Source organism: Aeribacillus sp. SP014 (assembly GCF_054055575.1).
Window position 1 is genome coordinate 863,172 of the sequence record NZ_JBSRXI010000001.1, and the last position, 19,469, is coordinate 882,640.

Annotated in this window: 16 protein-coding genes; 12 read left to right on the forward strand and 4 right to left on the reverse strand. The window is 39.7% G+C overall.

Features of this window, described 5'->3' with window-relative positions; genetic code table 11:
* Positions 1 to 3 precede the first annotated feature (3 nt).
* The 3 genes from ACVIJU_RS04285 to ACVIJU_RS04295 all read left to right on the forward strand — a co-directional run bounded on the left by ACVIJU_RS04285 (position 4) and on the right by ACVIJU_RS04295 (position 1,877).
* Positions 4 to 774: a threonine/serine exporter family protein gene (locus ACVIJU_RS04285; protein WP_063386830.1), complete on the forward strand. Its 771-nt coding sequence runs from the start codon at positions 4 to 6 to the stop codon at positions 772 to 774.
* 17 nt (positions 775 to 791) lie between these two features.
* On the forward strand, positions 792 to 1,217 hold the full coding sequence (locus ACVIJU_RS04290) for a threonine/serine exporter family protein (protein WP_063386829.1): 426 nt from the start codon (positions 792 to 794) through the stop codon (positions 1,215 to 1,217).
* A 273-nt stretch (positions 1,218 to 1,490) separates the two neighbouring features.
* Positions 1,491 to 1,877, forward strand: coding sequence for a gamma-glutamylcyclotransferase family protein (locus ACVIJU_RS04295; RefSeq protein ID WP_456687303.1), 387 nt, complete (start codon positions 1,491 to 1,493; stop codon positions 1,875 to 1,877).
* A 256-nt stretch (positions 1,878 to 2,133) separates the two neighbouring features.
* On the opposite strand, the gene ACVIJU_RS04300 is transcribed toward ACVIJU_RS04295, so the two are convergent.
* The 4 genes from ACVIJU_RS04300 to ACVIJU_RS04315 are packed head-to-tail and all read right to left on the reverse strand — an operon-like array spanning position 2,134 to position 7,309.
* Positions 2,134 to 3,288: a mannitol-1-phosphate 5-dehydrogenase gene (locus ACVIJU_RS04300; protein WP_456687304.1), complete on the reverse strand. Its 1,155-nt coding sequence runs from the start codon at positions 3,286 to 3,288 to the stop codon at positions 2,134 to 2,136.
* Between the two features lie 2 nt (positions 3,289 to 3,290).
* Positions 3,291 to 3,725 carry a PTS sugar transporter subunit IIA gene (locus tag ACVIJU_RS04305; RefSeq protein ID WP_063386826.1) on the reverse strand — a complete coding sequence of 145 codons (435 nt, stop codon included), beginning with the start codon at positions 3,723 to 3,725 and terminating at the stop codon, positions 3,291 to 3,293.
* 1 nt (position 3,726) lies between these two features.
* Positions 3,727 to 5,829, reverse strand: coding sequence for a BglG family transcription antiterminator (locus tag ACVIJU_RS04310; protein ID WP_456687305.1), 2,103 nt, complete (start codon positions 5,827 to 5,829; stop codon positions 3,727 to 3,729).
* Positions 5,830 to 5,869: 40 nt separating this feature from the next.
* Complete coding sequence (locus ACVIJU_RS04315; RefSeq protein ID WP_456687306.1) at positions 5,870 to 7,309, reverse strand: PTS mannitol transporter subunit IICB; 1,440 nt, start codon at positions 7,307 to 7,309, stop codon at positions 5,870 to 5,872.
* Positions 7,310 to 7,598: 289 nt separating this feature from the next.
* Here ACVIJU_RS04315 and ACVIJU_RS04320 point away from each other — a divergent pair, with 289 nt between their 5' ends.
* The 9 genes from ACVIJU_RS04320 to ACVIJU_RS04360 all read left to right on the forward strand — a co-directional run bounded on the left by ACVIJU_RS04320 (position 7,599) and on the right by ACVIJU_RS04360 (position 18,976).
* Positions 7,599 to 9,374 carry a putative bifunctional diguanylate cyclase/phosphodiesterase gene (locus ACVIJU_RS04320; protein WP_235600410.1) on the forward strand — a complete coding sequence of 592 codons (1,776 nt, stop codon included), beginning with the start codon at positions 7,599 to 7,601 and terminating at the stop codon, positions 9,372 to 9,374.
* Between the two features lie 237 nt (positions 9,375 to 9,611).
* Positions 9,612 to 10,967: a hypothetical protein gene (locus tag ACVIJU_RS04325; RefSeq protein WP_456687307.1), complete on the forward strand. Its 1,356-nt coding sequence runs from the start codon at positions 9,612 to 9,614 to the stop codon at positions 10,965 to 10,967.
* A 180-nt stretch (positions 10,968 to 11,147) separates the two neighbouring features.
* Entirely contained in the window at positions 11,148 to 12,575 is a 1,428-nt protein-coding gene (locus tag ACVIJU_RS04330) for an aldehyde dehydrogenase family protein (RefSeq protein WP_066250042.1), read from the forward strand.
* 26 nt (positions 12,576 to 12,601) lie between these two features.
* Entirely contained in the window at positions 12,602 to 13,603 is a 1,002-nt protein-coding gene (locus ACVIJU_RS04335) for a zinc-dependent alcohol dehydrogenase (protein WP_066250038.1), read from the forward strand.
* Complete coding sequence (locus ACVIJU_RS04340; protein ID WP_311066535.1) at positions 13,600 to 15,360, forward strand: thiamine pyrophosphate-binding protein; 1,761 nt, start codon at positions 13,600 to 13,602, stop codon at positions 15,358 to 15,360. Before ACVIJU_RS04335 ends, ACVIJU_RS04340 begins: the two co-directional genes overlap by 4 nt.
* A 36-nt stretch (positions 15,361 to 15,396) precedes the next feature.
* The gene (locus ACVIJU_RS04345; protein WP_242009354.1) at positions 15,397 to 15,801 is read left to right on the forward strand and encodes a cupin domain-containing protein; all 405 of its coding nucleotides are present in this window, start codon (positions 15,397 to 15,399) and stop codon (positions 15,799 to 15,801) included.
* A gap of 200 nt (positions 15,802 to 16,001) precedes the next feature.
* Entirely contained in the window at positions 16,002 to 17,024 is a 1,023-nt protein-coding gene (locus ACVIJU_RS04350; protein WP_456687308.1) for a TRAP transporter substrate-binding protein, read from the forward strand.
* A gap of 101 nt (positions 17,025 to 17,125) precedes the next feature.
* On the forward strand, positions 17,126 to 17,692 hold the full coding sequence (locus ACVIJU_RS04355; RefSeq protein WP_456687917.1) for a TRAP transporter small permease: 567 nt from the start codon (positions 17,126 to 17,128) through the stop codon (positions 17,690 to 17,692).
* Positions 17,693 to 18,976: a TRAP transporter large permease subunit gene (locus tag ACVIJU_RS04360; RefSeq protein WP_456687309.1), complete on the forward strand. Its 1,284-nt coding sequence runs from the start codon at positions 17,693 to 17,695 to the stop codon at positions 18,974 to 18,976.
* The last annotated feature ends 493 nt before the right edge of the window (positions 18,977 to 19,469 follow it).

Consider the following 19,469-nt stretch of genomic DNA (forward strand, 5'->3'; position numbering starts at 1 on the left):
GAAATGAAGTTTATTGGAGAGATTAGCGTGCAATTAAATTCCAACAAGATTATTGAAGCCTGTTTGCTAGCTGGTAAAATTATGCTTGAAAATGGAGCGGAAACGTACCGCGTTGAGGATACGATGCAGAGGATGGCTACATCCCTTGGTGTAAAGCAGTCTCATTGTTTTGCTATGCCCACTGGAATTATATTTTCCATTGACGAAATGGAACAGACAAAACTTGTACGTGTGCTGGAACGGACAATAGATTTAAATAAAGTTGCGATGGTGAACAACATTTCTAGAAGGATGGCGCAGGGTGAAATATCTGTTGATGAAGCTTTGCTGGAACTGAAGCAAATAGACGAATCAAAACCTGAATATCCAGTTTGGCTGCAATTGACCTCCGTTTCCATCTTGAGCGGCTGGTTTTTAATCATGTTTCAAGGAAAGTGGGCAGATTTTGTTCCTGCCATGATTTCAGGCGGTTTAGGTTTTGCATTTTTAGTTTATGTTCATCGTTTTGCTAAAATTAAATTTTTTTCAGAGTTCCTAGCATCGTTTGTCATTGGATTTACAGCCATTTGGCAGGTGAAGCTGGGCATCGGGACAGATTTAGATAAAATTATTATCGGTTCTGTCATGCCGCTTGTACCGGGGCTGCATATCACGAATGCTGTCCGTGATTTGATGGCAGGACATTTAGTGGCTGGATTATCAAAGGGAGCTGAAGCGTTTTTAACAGCTTTTGCGATCGGGTCAGGAATTGCCATCGTTTTATCGATTTATTAATTGAAAGGATTGTTGTCATGCTGTCACAACTTGCAGCAAGCTTTATTGCAGCATTTGCATTTGGAATTATTTTTAATGTACCAAAAAAGACGTTATTTGCATGCGGAATTGCGGGAGCAGTTGGATGGCTTTCGTATTTATTCTTGATTCATTTTAAGATGGATTTAATTATCGCTGCATTTATTTCAGCGCTTCTTGTTGCCTTCATTAGTCACTTGTTTACGAAAATGTATAAAGCGCCGATCATCATTTTTTCTGTTCCAGGTATTATTCCGCTTGTCCCAGGAGGGATTGCGTATGATGCCATGCGCCATGTAGTCGAGCAAGACTATTTTACGGCGATTGAACTAGCAGCTAAAGCTTTTATCATATCAGGAGCCATCGCCATGGGACTAGTGTTTTCCGAAGTATTGAATCGGATGATTATGAAAATTATTCGGTAGTAGCTCTTTTCAATTAGTTTACCGGTGCATTTGCCGCTTAGGGAACAAATTTTTATACATGTCAGTTTTCATGGTCTTGCTTAGCTGGTTATGTTTTTTAAGGTGGGGGCGGTAGCTCTTTTCAATTGATTTGCCGCCTAGGAATAAATTTTTTTACATACTAGCTTTCATAGTCCCGCTGACCGGCTATGAATTTTTGAGGTGGGAAATCACTCTTTTCAACTGACGTGTCGATGTTCACTGACCGGATTAAACTTTTTGAGGTGAGCTGCCATGCTTTATCAAGTTTTTGTGTATGGAACGTTGTTAGTCGGCGAAGCAAATCATCATGTTGTAGAGCCCTATTTAATCTCTTGCAAAAAGGGGCATGTGAAAGGCCGACTGTATGATGTAGGAGATTATCCAGCGCTTGTTCTTGATGAAGGAGAAGACGAAGTTGCCGGTGAATGGCTCATTGTGACAGAAGAAGGATTAAGGCAAATGGATTTGCTGGAGGATTTTATAGAAGGCCGGTCGAATAATGAGTATGAGCGTGTTTGGGTCAAGGATAGCAGGCGAAATATAGAAGGTTTTGTTTACGTATATTCCTTGGAAAAAGCGCAGCATCTTCCTATCATATATTCCAATTCATGGCGAGAGCATCGGAGAAATCAAAAGTAAAAGGCTGATTCAACACATTGCTTTTCAGCGATGTTGAGTCAGCCTTCTTATTGGTTGTTTGATTAATACGTTTTCTTGTTCATTGCATTCGATTGAGGGGCTGTCCAGAAGGTCAAATCCCTATTGAAAAACAAAAAATCATAAACATCGATATATCAACATTTCTAAAACATAAAAGGGAGCCGTCAATAAGCCAAAAAACGACTTATTAGACAGCCCCGTGTTTAAACAGGCAGAATGAACCATCCTGCTTACATTATTTCAATTTGATGAGCTGTTCATATTTTTCAAGAATTAGTTTTGTTAACGGGTCGTTTTCGTCAAGCTGGCTGTACTGCTTCAAAGCTGCAGATGCTCCTTTTGTTTTAATGATTTCTTGCAATTCGACTGCCTCTTGGTCTTCTTTATAGTCAAACAATAGCGCAGCTGCTACGGCTGTTGCGAGATTTTCAGGTTTTTGACCGAATTCCATTAATCTTTTTGCTGGTAAAATTAATCGGTCGTTTGCGCCAAGCTTGCGAATAGGTGATCTGGCTACTCTAGTGACATTATCGGAAATTTGTTTGTTTTCAAATCTAGAGATAATCTTATCGATATATTTTTGATGCTCGGAACGATCAAAATGATAAGTTTTCGCCAGCATGTCGCCGGTTTCAGCTAGCGCGCCTTCTAAAATTGGGCGGACAAACGGGTCCAATACAGCTTTGTCGATTGTTTCTATATTTTTGAAATAGCCTAAATAAGCTGCAGTAGCATGTCCAGTGTTGACAGTAAATAGCTTGCGCTCAATATATGGATTTAAGTCGTCAACATAGGTGATTCCTTGAATATTTGGCAAGCTTCCTTTTATGTCTGTTTTTTCCACGACCCATTCAAAAAATGGTTCAACAGAAACTTTTAAAGGGTCCTCGTGGGTTTGTAATGGAACGATGCGGTCGACAGCTGCATTAGGAAAGCCAACATATTGATCCAATTTTTGTTTTTCTTCATCTGTAAGCGATTTGCGCACTTCTTCTTTTAATAATTGGCTGCCGCCGATCATATTTTCACATGCAATAATGTTTAAAGGCTGGACTGACTGTTTAAATCGTTCCTTAAGTCCTGAAGCGATTGTCGGTGCAATGATTTTTAAAATATTTGGACCGACAGCCGTTGTAATTAAGTCAGCTTGGCAAATGAGATCGATAACTTTGTCAGTTTGTTTTGCACTGTTAATTCCTTTTACACCTGTGACGGTGATTGTTTCTTTTTTTTCGCTGGCTAATTCGATGATATAACTTCCTCTTTTATTTAGCTCAGAGATTAGATTTTCATTCACGTCAAGAAAATATATTTCATAGTTAGCTTGATTTAGAAGAGCGCCGATGAATCCTCTTCCTATATTTCCAGCGCCGAACTGCAAAGCGATCATGTTTATTCCACCTCATTGAATAAATTGATTAATTCTTCTTTGGTTGCTGCATTGATTATACGGTCAACATTTTCTTCCTCTGAGCAAAGGATGGCGATTTTCGACAAGAGCTCCAAATGTTCGTTGTCTTTTCCGGCAATTCCGAACACTACTTTAGCAATGTTGCCTTCTCCATATTCTACGCCTTCAGGAATTTGAATAATGGAAATACCTGATGATAAAATGTCTTTTTTTCCTTCTTCTGTTCCGTGAGGAATAGCTATATGGTTTCCCATGTATGTGGAAGTGATTTGTTCTCTTTCAAGCATTTTGCTGATATAATGTTCGTTCACATAGCCGTTTTCCACAAGAACCTTTCCAGCTAATTTAATAGCTTCCTCCTGATTGTCCACTTTTGCATTTAAAACAATATTCTCTGCTGTTAATATTTGCTTCATCTTAGTCACTCCAATTAAAAAATTTTTCTTTCATATAACGATGGAAAATCTCATTCAGCTTATGATAGACAGCTGCTTCATCTCCGCTTTCAAATAGTGTTAAACTGCTATTGCTCTCAATAATATATGAACTGATTTGGCTTAATATTTCCAGCTTATTTTGAGTTAGCTGTTCAGGAGCTAAAAGCAGCAATATCCGGCTGATTTCCATCGCATTTCCGTCCATTCCGAGGACGTTGTCCGCTTTGTCCAAATCATAAATACGAAATAAAGGAATCAATACTTCTTCATCTTTTAAATGAAATAAAGCAATTTTTGTCCCGGGAATTCCCAATCCTCCTTTTTGTTCTCTCGCCAAAAGCTTCTTCGCAACGGATTCATCATTTGTGATCAATTTTTCTTTATGCAATGTGCGGGCGATTTCCAAAAGATTTTTTTTATGCTGTCCTGTATTTTCAAGCAAGCTCACATTGAAATGGAGCAAAACTGTTTTGATAATATCGCCCAGTTCAAAAAATTGATCGATGATGTGAATCATATCGTTTGAAGGATTTTTCCGGAAAGGAATGCCCGGAACATTGTTTTCGCTTCTTTTGAATTCTGTCAGCTTTTCATTCATGTACCTTTTTATTTTGGCGATATCATGCTCATTTAACAGCGGGTTAACTGTAATATATGGCACATGACGATACGGAAGATCGGTAGTTGAAATAATAATATCGTATTGGCTGACATCCAGCCTTTTTAAATCAATAAGAGAAGCAATATGAATGTTTTCTATTTCAGGAAACTCCTTGCGAAGTCTCGTTGCCAGCATTTTGGAAGAACCGATTCCGCTGGGGCAAACAACTAATCCCTGCAGCGAAATATTCTCCATCTTTGATTCTAAAGCGGAGCCAAAATGCAGCACGAGAAAGCCAATTTCATCCTCTGATAACTGAAGATCATAAAAGATTTTTTTTACCCCTTCTTCGACAGACGCGAAAAGGGTGGAAAATTTTGTTTTGATCTGTTGCAGCAGAGGATTGTGCGTATGAATCTTCTCTTTTGAACGTGTAATAGCAGGGACAAAATGGGCTACCAACCCTTGATATAAAGATTGATCTTCCGTCAAGGGAAAGCCGGTTTTGTTGGAAACAAATTCAATGAGCGCATGGACCTTTCTTGAAATGTCTACATCTACATCAAAGAAGGAAAAATCTTTATCTTCTTTTCTGCGCGCTCCTAATAAATGAGTCGCGACATAGCCGATTTCCGCTTCAGGGAACTTGACCTGAAAGGCTTTTTCCAATTCTTTGACGATCATGCGGGCGGATTCGAATTCTTTTGTGCCTTTCAATTCTTGAAAAACTTGAGGATCGATATCGATTGTTTCGCCTTTTTGGATTCTTTCCGCTGCCAGCATTAAATGGACTGCAAGAGCAATATAGGCACTGTCCGCAATAGAAAATAAAATGGTTTGCCGAAAATTTTCAAGTACTCCTTCAACCGTTTTTATTTTTTCTTCATCAATGATTTCAAAAATTTTTTCCCTTTTTTCATTTTTCTCTTCTTTTATCTGCCTTTCAATTGCTTGCAAAAAACTTTTTTCATCCAATTTCTCCATTATAATGTTTCCAAGGAGAGCCCTCTTTCCATTTTCTGGTCCAATGAGTTCTATTCCGTATCCTCTTTTTCGGATGAGCTTCAAATCAAATTGAGCAATCCATTCTTCGATTTGATCTAAATCATTGCTTACGGTTGCAGAAGTGACGTTTAATTTTTCAGCTAGTGTAAACAGTTTTAGAGGCTCGCTGGCCTCTAAAAGTGAACATAGGATAAGCACTTTTCTTTCTTCCTGGCTAAAGTCTGTGTGCTCTCCAGATCGGATATCTTTTAATAAATTTTGTTTCCGCAGCGATGGACCGAATAAGCGAATTCCTTTTCCTTGCAGGCTGTCAATATAAAGACCATATTTTTTTATCACTTTTTTTATATTTTTAAGCTCCCGGTGAACTGTTCTTGAGCTGACGTTTAATCGTTCAGCGATCTCTTTTGTGGAAATGTGTCGGTCCTCCTGCAGCATTAATTCGATGATTTCCCGTTCTCTCGCCCGCAAGTACATGGAATTCACCCCTTTTAAAGTGCACAGCTGTGCAATCTGCTTATGACTGTTCTTTTAATTTTTCTAGCAGTTCATCGTACTTAGGACTGTTTAAGAAATTCTCAACAGAAATGTGTGTTGCATTAGGAAGCTTTGCTTTTGCTCTATCTGTTAAATCTTTATGTGTAAATACAATGTCTGCGTCATCAGGCAAATTGTTGATGGCAGTGTTTGTTACTTCGATATTTAACCCAGCTTTTTTGACTTTGTTTCGCAAAATGGAAGCGCCCATTGCACTGGATCCCATGCCTGCGTCACAAGCAAAAACAATCTTTTGGACATTGGCTAATTCATTTTCTTGCAGCTCGGCATCTTCGCTGTCTTTTTGCGCTTGATTTGTGAGCATTTCTGCTGCTTTGCTTTCTTTACCTTTTAATTGCTGCATTTTCTCTGCTGCTGCTGATAAGTCTTCCTCGCTGTCTGCTTTCGCTGCTTTTAAGATGATGCTTGAGATGAGGAATGAAACAGCAGTTGCAACAATAACACCAGCCAACACACTTATATAATGTCCTTTTGGAGTCATAATCATTAATGCAATAATACTTCCCGGTGAAGGCACTGCCACAAGTCCGGCATCAAAAAGTAAGAATGTTAACACTCCGCTCGCTCCGCCGGCAATAGCAGCTAAAATTAATAATGGTCTCATTAAAATATAAGGGAAGTAAATTTCGTGAATTCCGCCCAAAAAGTGAATAATGGCTGCACCAGGAGCAGTTTGTTTAGAATTTCCTTTTCCAAACAGCATATAGGCAAGCAAAATTCCTAGACCTGGCCCTGGATTCGTTTCAAGCAAAAATAAAACGGATTTGCCTGTTTCTGCTGCTTGTTCAATTCCGAGCGGGCTTAAAATTCCATGATTAATCGCATTATTTAAAAACAGCACTTTTCCGGGTTCGATAAATATACTTGCGAGCGGAAGCAGGTTGGCATCGACAATGAATTTAACTCCACCTGCCAAAATGCTGCTCAAAGTTAAGACAATCGGGCCGATTCCTAAAAAAGCAATAATCGTTAAAATAGCAGCGACAATACCAGCTGAAAAATTGTTGACAAGCATCTCAAATCCGGATTTAACTTTTCCTTGGAACAGTCTGTCCACTTGCTTTATAATATACCCACCAAGAGGCCCCATTATCATGGCACCTAAAAACATTGGAATGTCCGCTCCAACGATTACTCCCATCGTTGCGGTTGCACCCACAACTCCTCCGCGCAGATCATACACCATGCGCCCGCCGGTAAAACCAATTAGAAGCGGCAACAAATATTGTATCATCGGATTCACTAGTTTTGCTAAAGCTTCATTTGGTGTCCAACCAGTCGGTATAAATAACGCAGTGATGAGTCCCCACGCAATAAATGCGCCGATATTTGGCATAATCATTCCGCTTAAATAACTGCCGAATCTCTGTATTTTTACTTTAATATTTGATTCTGCCATTGTGTTCACCCCTTTTATTTTTTTAGAATAATGTTTCTACATTTTAAATTTTAAAGCGTTATCATTGCGAGTCTCAATTTAAAGAAAAGTCAAGTTTGTCACTTTTGCTGCTGACAAAATTTATTTGAAGTTTAACCAAACGCATGCTTTTTATCCTTCTTTTTAGCTATTTTTTGGCATCTATTAGATGACAAATTTCCTGTATTTTATTACTATAAATGTAACTTCTATTTTCTGTATAAGGTGCTTGAAAATGGAATCGTATTATGTGGAGGGTATCGTAGTGGGGATGAAAAGACACGAAGCTCTGGAAGAGATTGAGAGAGTGCTGGGTATACGGGCTGTTGAAGTGCTGACTCATGTTGGAGAAGAATACTTTCGCTCCCTTGTTAAGTATATTGCAGAAACATTACATGCGCCAATAGTCCTTGTCGGAGAAGTGGACGAAACATCTTCAAAAATAAATGTACTAGCAATGTATCGAAACGGAAATTTGTCTGATGGAGATGTTCAGCCAATACTAGCTTTGGAAAGTTCTTTAAAGGAAGCGAGCTTTTACGAAAAATTTATTCACCAGTTATTCTCTAGATTAAAGGGAGATATAGAAGGCGCCGGTTATTTGGAAATGCCTCTTAAAAGCTACAAAGGGGAGATCATTGGGCTCATTTTTATTATAAACATAGAGACGACGGAGACAAAGGAGAAAGCCGAAACGATTTTTCGCTTGTTTAGGGATCGGACTGCGAAGGAAATAGCTAGGAATAAAAAGGAAAAAAGATTATTAAAGCTGGCACACTACGATTCGTTGACTAATTTATTAGAACGGGCTACTTTTCGAAAAATGGTTGATGAAGAAATAGGAAAACATCCTGAAATAAAAAGAGGCTTTTTCTTTATTGACATTGACAATTTTAAAATGATCAATGATTCTTTCGGGCATAAGAAGGGAGACGAGCTGTTAGTCAAATTTGCAAAACGATTAAAAGACATAATGAAAAACGAAAACGCGCTTCTTTGCCGCAATAGCGGCGATGAATTTGTCATCATGCTGAGAGATGTAGAAAAGGATCAAGTTTATAATTTAGCAGCAAACCTTGTCAATGAGCTTCAATATCCACTAATTTTAGGAGAAAATGCTGTGTTTATCACAGTAAGCATAGGAGTTTCTTTTTTTCCTGAGCATGGCCACAATGCAGACACACTGATCCATCATGCTGACTTAGCCATGTATGAGGCAAAAAAGGATGGGAAAAGCACATATCGCTTCTATCAATCTTTTATGGAGCATCATTACGAACGTTTTCTCCTGAAGCAGGAGCTGCGGCGCGGTATTGCCAATAACGAGTTTGTCTTATATTATCAGCCGAAAGTTGACATCATTCAAAGGAGAACCATCGGGTTTGAGGCTTTAGTTCGATGGAATCACCCGGAGAAAGGGTTTCTTTCCCCATCAGAATTTATTGAGTTGGCTGAAGAAGATAATACGATTGAATTGATAGGAAACTTAGGATTGGATGAAGCGTGTAAACAGCTTAAATGCTGGCAGGAGGAATTTAGTAATAAACAATTAACGATTGCGGTCAATATGTCGGCACGTAAATTTTTTCATAGTGATTTAGTTCATCAAGTCCAGGAATCGATTTCAAAATACAAGCTGCCGTATTCTTCGCTTGTCATCGAAATAACGGAAACAACGGCCATAAAAGATTTTGAACATGCGGTAAAAATTATTCAAAAGCTCCAATCATTAGGTGTGCACATTCATCTGGACGATTTCGGCAAAGGTTTTTCCTCTCTTTATTATTTGAATAGACTTCCTGTCAATGCAATTAAGATCGACCGTTCGTTTATACAACAAATCGGGCAGGGGCAAAAGGAAAATCCAATCGTCAACGCCATCATCGCAATGGCTCATTCTCTAAATTTGGATGTCATTGCAGAAGGGGTCGAGACAAATGTTCAGCTCAAATATTTGCTAGGGAAGGGCTGTCATATTATGCAAGGATACTATTTCAGTAAACCTTTGCCAGCGGATAAAGCCGGGGATTATTTAAGAAGAATGTAAATAATGATTCACTTCTGCCTCCATTTCTCAAGCCGTTTTGAGAGAGGAGGCATTTATTTTTTTGGATCGGCGTGTTATCAGAGTGCGTTTTTTCATATAAAAGATGCCGGCATATCGAGTCCGGTCTTTTTGTTTTGTAAAAATGTTTATGTGTTTGATAGACTGTATTATGTTAAGGGAAGATCCCGTGGATTATGTATTAGTATATTTTGAGAAAGAAAGGATGAGGGAAAGGTTTTGCGCATTTTTGTGTATACAGTTTTGATAGCTATTTATATTTTATCTCGTTTTTTTCATGCCCCAGTCATAAGCTATAGCACTGGAGCTGTCGCTTTGGTAGCACTCGCAATTTCAGCGGTTTATGCCAGAGGACTATATCTCATTTCAGGTGCCATATTTTTATTGATTGGATTTGTTTTATTTATTCAAAGTAAGCAGCCATGGCATACGTTTATTTTGCATTTTGAGCAAGTGCTTGGTTTGCTTTCATTGTTTTTCGTATTGCCATTTATGAATTCCATCATTCGTGTCGGAAGGTATGATAAACATTTAAGCTTGTTACTTCAGGATCAAGCTGCTGATCTGAACCATTTATATCGGCGAAGCTCAGGAGTTTGTCATATACTCGGTCTATTTTTAAATATTGCTACAGCCCCCCTTCTTATTAAATCATTAAATGTTATACTGCATGATTTGCCCAAAAAAGTGCTAACGAAATTTTATTCGCAAAACTTGCTGCGCGCCTATGCTTTATGTCTTACTTGGAGCCCGATGGAGGTGATGGTGAGTTCAACGATAGACATTACAAAAGTGCAGTATTTTATCATTTTTCCAATTTTGCTTTCGATGGCAATCATAATGCTTGGGTTTGATTGGCTCATGTCTTCGTATAAATATAAAGGTATCCAAATCGCCTTTCATACGCCTCATTTTTTTAATAAGAAAAAGGGTTATAAAAAAGCTTTTGAATTAATCGGAATGCTGCTTTTGTTTATTTTCATGGTGTCGACTGTTCAACATTTTTTACAAAAAGGCTTTCTGTTTTCTGTTGTATTATTGATTATCCCATTTTCTGCTATTTGGTCTTTGTTTATTAAAAAAGGAAAAAGATATTTTACAGTTGCAATCCAGCATTGGAAAGAGCGGACAAGGGGATTAGCCAATTACTTTTTCATGTTTTTGGGAGCAGGTTTATTTGTAGAAATGCTGGCAGACTCGCAATTGCTATCATTTTTAAAACCTGTTTTTGAATTAGGAACTGAAAAGACGTTGATTTTATATAGTACAATAGGACTTTATTTTTTCATTACATCGTTAATTGGTTTTCACCCTTTAGTAGGTTTTGCTTTATTGTCAGAGCTCTTGCAGCCGCTTTTAGTCGACATACCATCAATTCCGCTATCCATTGTGTTAATATGCAGCAGCTTGTCGACTGTGATGTTCAGCCCTTTTAATATATCAGTATCAATTTTGTCTGATGAATTAAGCGCACAATCTTATCGGATCGGTTCATGGAATATGATTTTTGCATTAGGGTACATTGGGTTCGGCATTGTGGTAGCATGTTTTGTTGAAATGTTTTTTATGTATTGACACCGTTTACAATAAAACTTATAATCTTCTTAAAAAGAGATTATTTTCAAATTTCTCAACAATAAATATTTTTTAGATCGATCTAATAGAATTTTTAGATCGATCTAAAAAGCTCGGATATTGGATCGATCTAATGGAAGAGTAAACAGAGCCAAATCGATGTGATAAGCAGGTGATTAGATGAGAAAAGCTCAGCCATTTATTAACGGATGTTGGATCAATTCGGGGCGGCCAGTAGTACAGGTGCGGAGCCCTTATTCTGGCGAAATAATCGGTGAGCAGCTGCTGTCAACAAAGGAAGATGTTGAAAATGCTTTATCCTCAGCATTTCAAGCAAAAAAAGAGATTGCAGGAATTCCAGTTTACGAGAGAGCCAATATTTTAAAAAAAGCATCTTCCTTGCTAGACAGCAGAAAAGAGACATTCGCAAAATTTATTTCCGAGGAACTCGGCAAGCCATTGAAAAACACATTGGATGAAGTATCCCGCTCGGTTGAAACATTGGAACAATCAGCGGAAGAAGCAAAACGGCTGATCGGAGAAACGATACCGGGAAGCGCTTCGCAGCGCGGAACGAAAGCATTGGCCATGACGTTTCGTGTTCCGGTTGGGGTTGTTGCAGCTATCACCCCATTTAATGCGCCGTTAAATCTCATTTGTCATAAGATCGGACCTGCATTTGCAGCCGGAAACAGTGTTGTGTTAAAGCCTGCTCCTCAGACGCCTTTAATTGCAGCGGAACTGCTGAAGCTTCTGCTTGAAGCAGGCTTTCCAAAACACGGTATTAATATGGTGCTAGGAGGAGCAGAAGTCGGTCAGCAAATTGTTCAGGATGACCGGGTCAATGTTATTTCGTTTACAGGTGGAGTTGCTGCCAGCCGTAATATATGTGACTTGGCTGGAATGAAAAAAGTGCTGTTAGAGCTAGGAGGAAATGCCGCAACCATTGTACACGAAGATGCTGATTTAAAGAGAGCGGCAGCTTTATGTGCCTTAACAGGCTACAGCAATTCCGGTCAAAGCTGCATTTCCGTTCAAAGAATTTATGTACACGAGACTGTCGTTGAGCCGTTTACAAAACTTTTCAAAGAGAAAGTGGAGCAATTAAAGGTTGGAGATCCATTATCGCCGGATACAGATATTGGCTGTTTGGTGGATGAACGAGCGGCGGAACGCGTTATGAATTGGATCAAGGAAGCAGTCCAATCCGGAGCCGAGTTGATTACCGGAGGAAAACAGCATGGGGCGACAGTTGAGCCGACTGTTCTTCTGAATCCGCCGAAGCAAAGCAAAGTTGTATGTGAAGAAGTGTTCGGCCCGATTGTCAGCATTATTCCGTATTGTACGATTGAAGAGGCAATAGCGGAAACAAATAATTCGTCCTTTGGACTTCAAGCGGGATTATTTACAAACCGCATGGATGTCATTTATCAAGCAGCTAAGGAGCTGGAAGTAGGAGGCGTTGTAATCAACGGCACTTCAAATTTCCGGCTTGACCATTGGCCTTACGGCGGTGTGAAAAATAGCGGGATTGGCCGGGAGGGGCCGCGTTATGCAATTCAGGAAATGACAGAAATGAAGATGATTGTTTTTCAAGATCCTTATTGAATGAAACAAACATGGTGGTGTACAGATTGATTGAGCTATATGTAAAAAAACCGAACGAACTAGAGCTGCGGCATAACAACTCAGTTCCAGCTCCAAAAGGCGATGAGGTAAAAATTCAATTAGTATATGGAGGGATTTGCGGTTCTGATTTAAGTGTTTATAAAGGAAAGCTCCCTTATGCAAAATATCCCGTTCGCGCCGGCCACGAACTTGTTGGGGTGATTGTGGAAAAAGGGGAACAAGCTTCATTTAAAATTGGAACAAGGTGCGTTGTTTTACCGAATACATTTTGTGGAGTATGCGATCAATGCCAAAAAGGTTTGACAAATATATGCCGGAACAAGAAATCGTTAGGCGTAAATATTGATGGAGGGTTTGCCCAAGAGTTTAACATTTCTTCCAAATATGTTTTAGCAGTGCCTGATGACTTGCCGAATAAAAAAGCAGTTCTCGTAGAGCCGCTCGCAGTTATCGTCCATGCCTTTAAAAAGGTCAATGTGGAAAAAAATATGAAGGTAGCTGTCGTCGGCTGCGGGAATGAAGGAATGCTGGCAGCGGCGCTCGCCCATTATTTAGGTGCAAAAGTGACAGCGATTGACATCAATCAGCACAAGCTTGATTTAGTTAGAGAAATCGGTGATATTTCAGTTTTCTTGCCGCATGAGATTGAATCGCTTGAAACGTTTGACGTTGTATTTGAAGCAGCCGGTACAAAGGTTTCAGTTGAAAGCGCTGTAAAATTGGCGAAGCCAGGAGGAGCTGTCGTTTTGATTGGGCTGGCGCAGGAGGCGAATTTTCCGATTGTTCATATTGTGCGCAGTGAAATCACAATATATGGTTCAATAATTTATCAATTTCCAGATGACTATTTGCAAGCGATTGAATATCTACGGGATCCTGAGTTTTCCGTCGAACAAATTGTTTCTAAAATTTTTTCCATTACCGACTACAAGGAAGCTTATGAAACGGCCGCTTCCGGAAATGCTGGAAAAGTTATTTTAAGCTTTAAGGAGGCAGAAAAATTATGAAAAAGCTGGTTTCCGATCAACTCGTTCAATATTTGGAAAACCGCGGGGTTGAACATATTTTTGGTCTTTGCGGCCACACAAACATTGCTGTTTTAGCCGCTTTAGAAAAAAGCTCCATCAAGTTTGTAAATGTAAGGCATGAGCAAATTGCTGCACATATGGCAGACGGGTATGCGAGGGCAAAAAAGGAAGCGGCAGTTGTCTTAAGCCATCTTGGACCAGGATTGACGAACGCTGCAACAGGTGTTGCAAATGCCGCTTTAGATTCCATTCCGATGGTTGTCATTGCAGGGGATGTACCGAGTCATTTCTATGGAAAGCACCCACATCAAGAAATTAACCTGCATGCAGATGCATCCCAATACGAAATATACCGCCCGTTTGTTAAACGTGCATGGCGGGTTGACCGGCCGGATCTGTTTCCGGAAATTTTAGAAAAAGCATTTCAATTAGCTGAAAGCGGAAGACCAGGACCTGTTTTAGTATCTGTGCCAATGGATATTTTCTCGAAGGAGGTCGATATTGCTTTATTTGAAAAATTGAATCATCATACGAAAAAGTTGCATAAGCCTTCTATCGATAACGAGACTGCAAAAGAAATTGTCGAGAAACTAATCAAGGCGGAAAATCCATTGATTTATGCTGGAGGAGGCATTATGCTAGCCGATGCTTCCAAAGAATTGAAGGAATTAGCTGAACATTTTGACATTCCTGTTGCCTACACATTAATGGGCAAGGGAGCCATTTCCGACGATCATCCATTAGCCTTGGGCATGACAGGCTTCTGGGGAACAAAATTTGTAAATGATATGTGTTTGCATGCAGATTTGATTTTAGCACTCGGCACAAGATTTTCAGAGGCGGATTGCAGCTCCTGGGAGCCGGAATACACCTTTAACATTCCGAAAACGAAATTGATTCATATTGATATTGATCCGAACGAGATTGGAAGAAATTATCCGACTGAAATCGGAATTGTGGCAGATTTAAAACAAGCGCTTTCCGTAATAAACCGGGTGGCGAAAGAGCTCGTTCCAAAGGGAAAAGAAAATAAAGAGCTGAAACAGAAAATTTCTCAATATAAACAAGAATTTCGTAAACAGAATGAGGAACATATTCGTAATGACTGCTATCCGATGCGTCCGGAGCGGATTTTACAAGAAGTTCGTGAAGTGCTGCCAAGAAATGCTTTTATAACAACGGATGTCGGCTGGAATAAAAATGGGGTTGGACAGCAATTTCCGGTATATGAAGCGGGCACTATTTTCACGCCTGGGGGCTATTGCACGATGGGCTTTGGTGCGCCCGCAGCATTAGGAGTAAAAATAGCACATCCAGATAAAGTGGTCGTTTCATTAGTCGGTGATGGAGGCTTCGGACAAAATCCGGCGCTTCTTGCCACCGCTGTTGAAGAAAATATTCCGGTTGTCTGGGTGATCATGAACAATCATGCTTTTGGAACCATAGCCGGACTGGAAAAAGCCCACTTCGACACAACCTACGGAACGGTATTTCGAAAAGATGGAAAGCCGTATTCACCTGATTATGCAGCCATTGCGAAGGCTTACGGTGTGGAAGGTGTAAAAGTTCAAGCTGCAGCGGAATTCAAGCCAGCATTGCAGCGGGCCATTGAAGCAAATAAACCGTTTGTGATTGATGTGGAGATGATCAATGTACCAACGCCGACAGCAGGACATTGGAATATTATGGACATCTATTCCCCGGATAGGAAAGTTCACCATGTTTCAGTGGATTAAAACATTTCCAATTAAATTATGAAGGAGGAATTGATTATGCCGAAAACGAGCGCAGGCATGAAAATTAAAGTTCTTGATCCTTTTCAAGACGCTAAAACATTATGGTTAGGGCTGGATAAGCCGGAGTTGAACCAGATTCGCAAGGTTTTCCAGCTGATTACCCCGCAAACTGTAGGATCTAAACATATTATGGCTGGAATTACGATTTTTTCCCCCGGGGAAGCAAGCTCCCTTCACAACCATCCAGAATCTGAAGAAATGGACGTAGTTATAAAAGGTTCAGGAGAAGTGGTTGATGGAAATGGAAACCGCCGTCCATTTAAAGAAGGAGACTATATGTTCATACCCGAGGGCGAATATCACCAGCATGTTAATACAGGAAATGAACCGCTTTGGTTGTTGTGGTGCTATAGCCCGCAAGGAAGCCTGCCAGAAGATTAAAGAAGCAATTTTTTGCAGGAAAACAAAAACGATCATTTTCAAAAAGATGGACTAAGAAAGGGGTTATTGACAGGGTAGAAATGAGGATAATCCATGCCATGTCAGCCCTTTTCTGCTCCCCCAAACGCCTAGTTATTAATAAAATCAAAACTATAAACCTTTCGAAAATCAAATTGATTGTAAGATAGGAGTGTGAAAAAATGAAAAAAATTTCTTTCATCTTAATATCTTGTTTGTTGCTGTTAGTCGGATGTTCAAGCGGTTCGAGTTCGGGAGAAAATAATGAATCAGGCTCAAAATCTTCAGAAACTAAAATTATGAAATTAGCAGTGGCGACTACAAAAGAACGCTCTCTCTCAAAAGGACTTTATAAATTTGGTGAAATCGTCGAAAAAGAAACAAATGGATCTATTAAAGTTGAAGTATATCCCGATGGACAGCTCGGAGGGGATTTAGAAGTATTTGAAGGATTAAAAATGGGATCTATTCAAGGATCAACCATGTCGACTGGGCCGCTCGCATCTTTCGCTCCAAGATTTAACGTATTGGACTTACCTTTTTTATTTAAAGACAGAGAAACCGCTTACAAAGTTTTGGATGGCGAAATTGGGCAAGAATTAATGAAAGATCTGGAAGGAACAGGTGTTATTGGTATAAACTACTGGGAAAACGGGTTTCGCCATTTAACGAACAACGTCAAAGAGGTTAAAAGTGTCGATGATATTAAAGGATTAAAAATTCGTACGCTTGAAAACAAGCTTCATATTGATCTGTGGAAAGAATTAGGGGCGAATCCTGTTCCAATGGCTTTTACAGAGCTGTTTACTGCACTTGAACAAGGGGTTGTCGATGGACAGGAGAATCCTGTTGGAAACGTTGCAGCTAATAAAATGTATGAGGTTCAAAAGTACATTACAAAAACCGGTCACGTGTATAATGCAAGCCCGTTTTTAATAAGCGAAAAGTTTTGGAAAACACTTTCCAGCGAAGAACAAGAGATCATAAAAAAAGCAGCTGAAGAAGCGAAAGAATATCAGCGTCAGTTAAATGCAGAAGAAGATGAAGAATTATTTAAAGAGATTGAAAAAGAGGGGATGGTTGTTACAGAGTTAACAGATGAACAAAAGCAAGCGTTTATTGACAAAGTACAGCCAATTTATAAAAAATACGGAAAAGAATTTGGTGAAGATCTAGTTGCTAAATTATTGGAGGCAGGCAAATAAATGATGACACTATTTAACTCTTAGGAGTGTGCTCACTCTTAAGAGTTATTTTCCAATTATTTGAAAGTGAGGAGGGAGTACGGTTGAAAAAGGTTGCATTTATGCTAGATAAGCTGTTGCAGATATTAATGGCGTTATGTTTAGCATCCATGGCAATTCTCGTCTTTGGCAATGTCGTATTGCGTTATGCTTTTCATTCCGGCATTACATGGTCGGAAGAAATGTCGCGTTATCTATTTGTTTGGATGGTGTTTTTAGGAGCCATCGGTGCTTTGAAAGATAACGACCATTTAGGGGTGGATGTACTCTTAAAAAAGCTGCCGCTTGGGGCAAAGCGAATTGTATTTATTTTAAGTAATGCGATTGTTCTTTATGTACTGTGCCTGCTTCTGGATGGAAGCTGGAAGATCACTATGAGCAGCTTGGAAAGCAGAGCTCCTGCCACGAATTTGCCACTCGCTTATGTTTATGGAATGGGTATTGTGGTGAGTATCGGAATGGGAATAATAGTAATATTTAATATTTATCAGGCTCTCTTTCGGCCAAATACGCTTGAAAAACTTATCCGAATGAAAGAATCGGAAGATGAAATTATGGAAGCGGTTCATGAAGAAATCGTGGAATTACATCATGGGAAAAAACAAGGGATGGCAGGAGGTGAGAGGTAGATGGCTTTTGTTGTTTTTGTCAGCTCATTAATTGGTGTCATGGCGTTGGGGATGCCTATTGCGTTTGCGCTTTTGGTGAGCGGTGTTGCTCTCATGTTTTTTCTGAATATTTTTGACACTCAAATTATGGCACAGAACCTCATTAATGGGGCGAACAGTTTTCCGATGATGGCTATTCCTTTCTTTATTCTTGCGGGAGAATTGATGAACGCAGGAGGCATTTCTAATCGAATTATTAACTTTGCCATGTCTCTTGTCGGTCATATTCGTGGAGGATTAGGATATGTAGCGATCATGGCAAGCGTCCTTTTCGCCGGTTTATCCGGTTCAGCGGTAGCGGATACGGCGGCTCTTGGCGCTATTCTGATTCCGATGATGGTCAAGGCTGGATATGACCGAAATCGGTCTGCTGGGCTCATTGCAGCCGGCGGTATTATTGCCCCGATCATCCCTCCGAGCATACCGATGATTATTTTTGGGGTAACAAGCGGCGTGTCGATTACAAAATTATTTATGGGAGGGATCATTCCAGGGCTTCTTATTGGTTTATGCTTGGTTGTCTGTTGGTGGTTAATGGTAAGAAAAGAGCAGGTAGAAGTCTTCCCCCGAAAATCTGCAAAAGAAGTATTGTCTGCTACCCGTCAGGCTATTTGGGCGCTTTTACTTCCAGCTATTATCGTTGGAGGACTTCGGGGCGGGATTTTTACTCCGACAGAGGCTGCTGTTGTAGCTGCATTTTATGCGTTATTTGTCGGGTTGTTTGTTTATCGAGAACTTAAAATACAAGATTTGTTTAAGGTGTTAGTAGCTGCTGCAAAAACAACAAGCGTTGTAATGTTTCTTGTAGCAGCAGCAATGTTGTCAGCTTGGTTGATAACAGTAGCCAATATTCCATCAATAGCTGCGGATATGCTTGGACCGTTAATCGAGAACAAATTGCTGCTTCTGCTAGCAATTAATGCGTTAGTTCTTTTAGTTGGTACGGTAATGGATTTGACGCCTACTGTTCTGATTTTAACTCCTGTTTTAATGCCTATTATTGAAAAGGCGGGAATCGATCCGGTGTACTTCGGGGTGCTGTTTATACTGACCAACTGCATTGGATTGCTCACTCCTCCAGTTGGTACTGTGTTAAATGTCGCTTGTGGGGTTGGAAAGATAGGAATGGAGGACATTATGAAAGGAATATGGCCTTTTTTACTTGCAGAAACACTTGTTCTTTTACTGCTTATTCTGTTTCCGTCCATTGTTACCGTTCCGCTTCAATGGTTTACAGATATGTAGATTTTTAAAGTGTTTACTATCTGATTTAAAGATACTTTGATTGGACTGAAGGTATTGTTAATTTGCACATTATTTCAGGAAGGATGGAGCAAATGATTGGCTCCTTTTCTGAAATAATGTGCAGTTTTTTATGATTAAATCTTTTATTTTGCGATTTTCTTCAGATACTCGTACTTGAATGAATTTTTCCCTATTCAAAAAAGCTGTCTTTCGCACATCGAGCTTCACTATCTTGGTGATATTCCACTGCCTCCAATCGCTCGATTTCTTTTTCGAACGGGGCTTTTTTCATTTGGTATCCATACAACAGGCAAAGGTGAATCACTTGGAGCCATCTATGAAACGGTTATATGGCGGCTTCCTCCCGCCAGAAGTACATATTTGATCTATGCTCTTGTCTATATATAAACCGACTTCAGCCCATTTTTTCAGGTGATTTGTGGTGCTCCCGCAGCCTGAAGGGAGGTGATTATTTATAACATTTTCAAAGCCG

What these genes read in the sequence shown, in the direction of transcription:
- ACVIJU_RS04305 (WP_063386826.1), bottom strand. Translation starts at nt 3,725, where the DNA reads ATGAAGCAAATATTAACAGCAGAGAATATTGTTTTAAATGCAAAAGTG.
- ACVIJU_RS04300 (WP_456687304.1), bottom strand. Translation starts at nt 3,288, where the DNA reads ATGATCGCTTTGCAGTTCGGCGCTGGAAATATAGGAAGAGGATTCATC.
- ACVIJU_RS04290 (WP_063386829.1), top strand. Translation starts at nt 792, where the DNA reads ATGCTGTCACAACTTGCAGCAAGCTTTATTGCAGCATTTGCATTTGGA.
- ACVIJU_RS04345 (WP_242009354.1), top strand. Translation starts at nt 15,397, where the DNA reads ATGCCGAAAACGAGCGCAGGCATGAAAATTAAAGTTCTTGATCCTTTT.
- ACVIJU_RS04360 (WP_456687309.1), top strand. Translation starts at nt 17,693, where the DNA reads ATGGCTTTTGTTGTTTTTGTCAGCTCATTAATTGGTGTCATGGCGTTG.
- ACVIJU_RS04340 (WP_311066535.1), top strand. Translation starts at nt 13,600, where the DNA reads ATGAAAAAGCTGGTTTCCGATCAACTCGTTCAATATTTGGAAAACCGC.
- ACVIJU_RS04295 (WP_456687303.1), top strand. Translation starts at nt 1,491, where the DNA reads ATGCTTTATCAAGTTTTTGTGTATGGAACGTTGTTAGTCGGCGAAGCA.
- ACVIJU_RS04330 (WP_066250042.1), top strand. Translation starts at nt 11,148, where the DNA reads ATGAGAAAAGCTCAGCCATTTATTAACGGATGTTGGATCAATTCGGGG.
- ACVIJU_RS04350 (WP_456687308.1), top strand. Translation starts at nt 16,002, where the DNA reads ATGAAAAAAATTTCTTTCATCTTAATATCTTGTTTGTTGCTGTTAGTC.
- ACVIJU_RS04315 (WP_456687306.1), bottom strand. Translation starts at nt 7,309, where the DNA reads ATGGCAGAATCAAATATTAAAGTAAAAATACAGAGATTCGGCAGTTAT.
- ACVIJU_RS04310 (WP_456687305.1), bottom strand. Translation starts at nt 5,829, where the DNA reads ATGTACTTGCGGGCGAGAGAACGGGAAATCATCGAATTAATGCTGCAG.
- ACVIJU_RS04285 (WP_063386830.1), top strand. Translation starts at nt 4, where the DNA reads ATGAAGTTTATTGGAGAGATTAGCGTGCAATTAAATTCCAACAAGATT.
- ACVIJU_RS04355 (WP_456687917.1), top strand. Translation starts at nt 17,126, where the DNA reads ATGCTAGATAAGCTGTTGCAGATATTAATGGCGTTATGTTTAGCATCC.
- ACVIJU_RS04320 (WP_235600410.1), top strand. Translation starts at nt 7,599, where the DNA reads ATGAAAAGACACGAAGCTCTGGAAGAGATTGAGAGAGTGCTGGGTATA.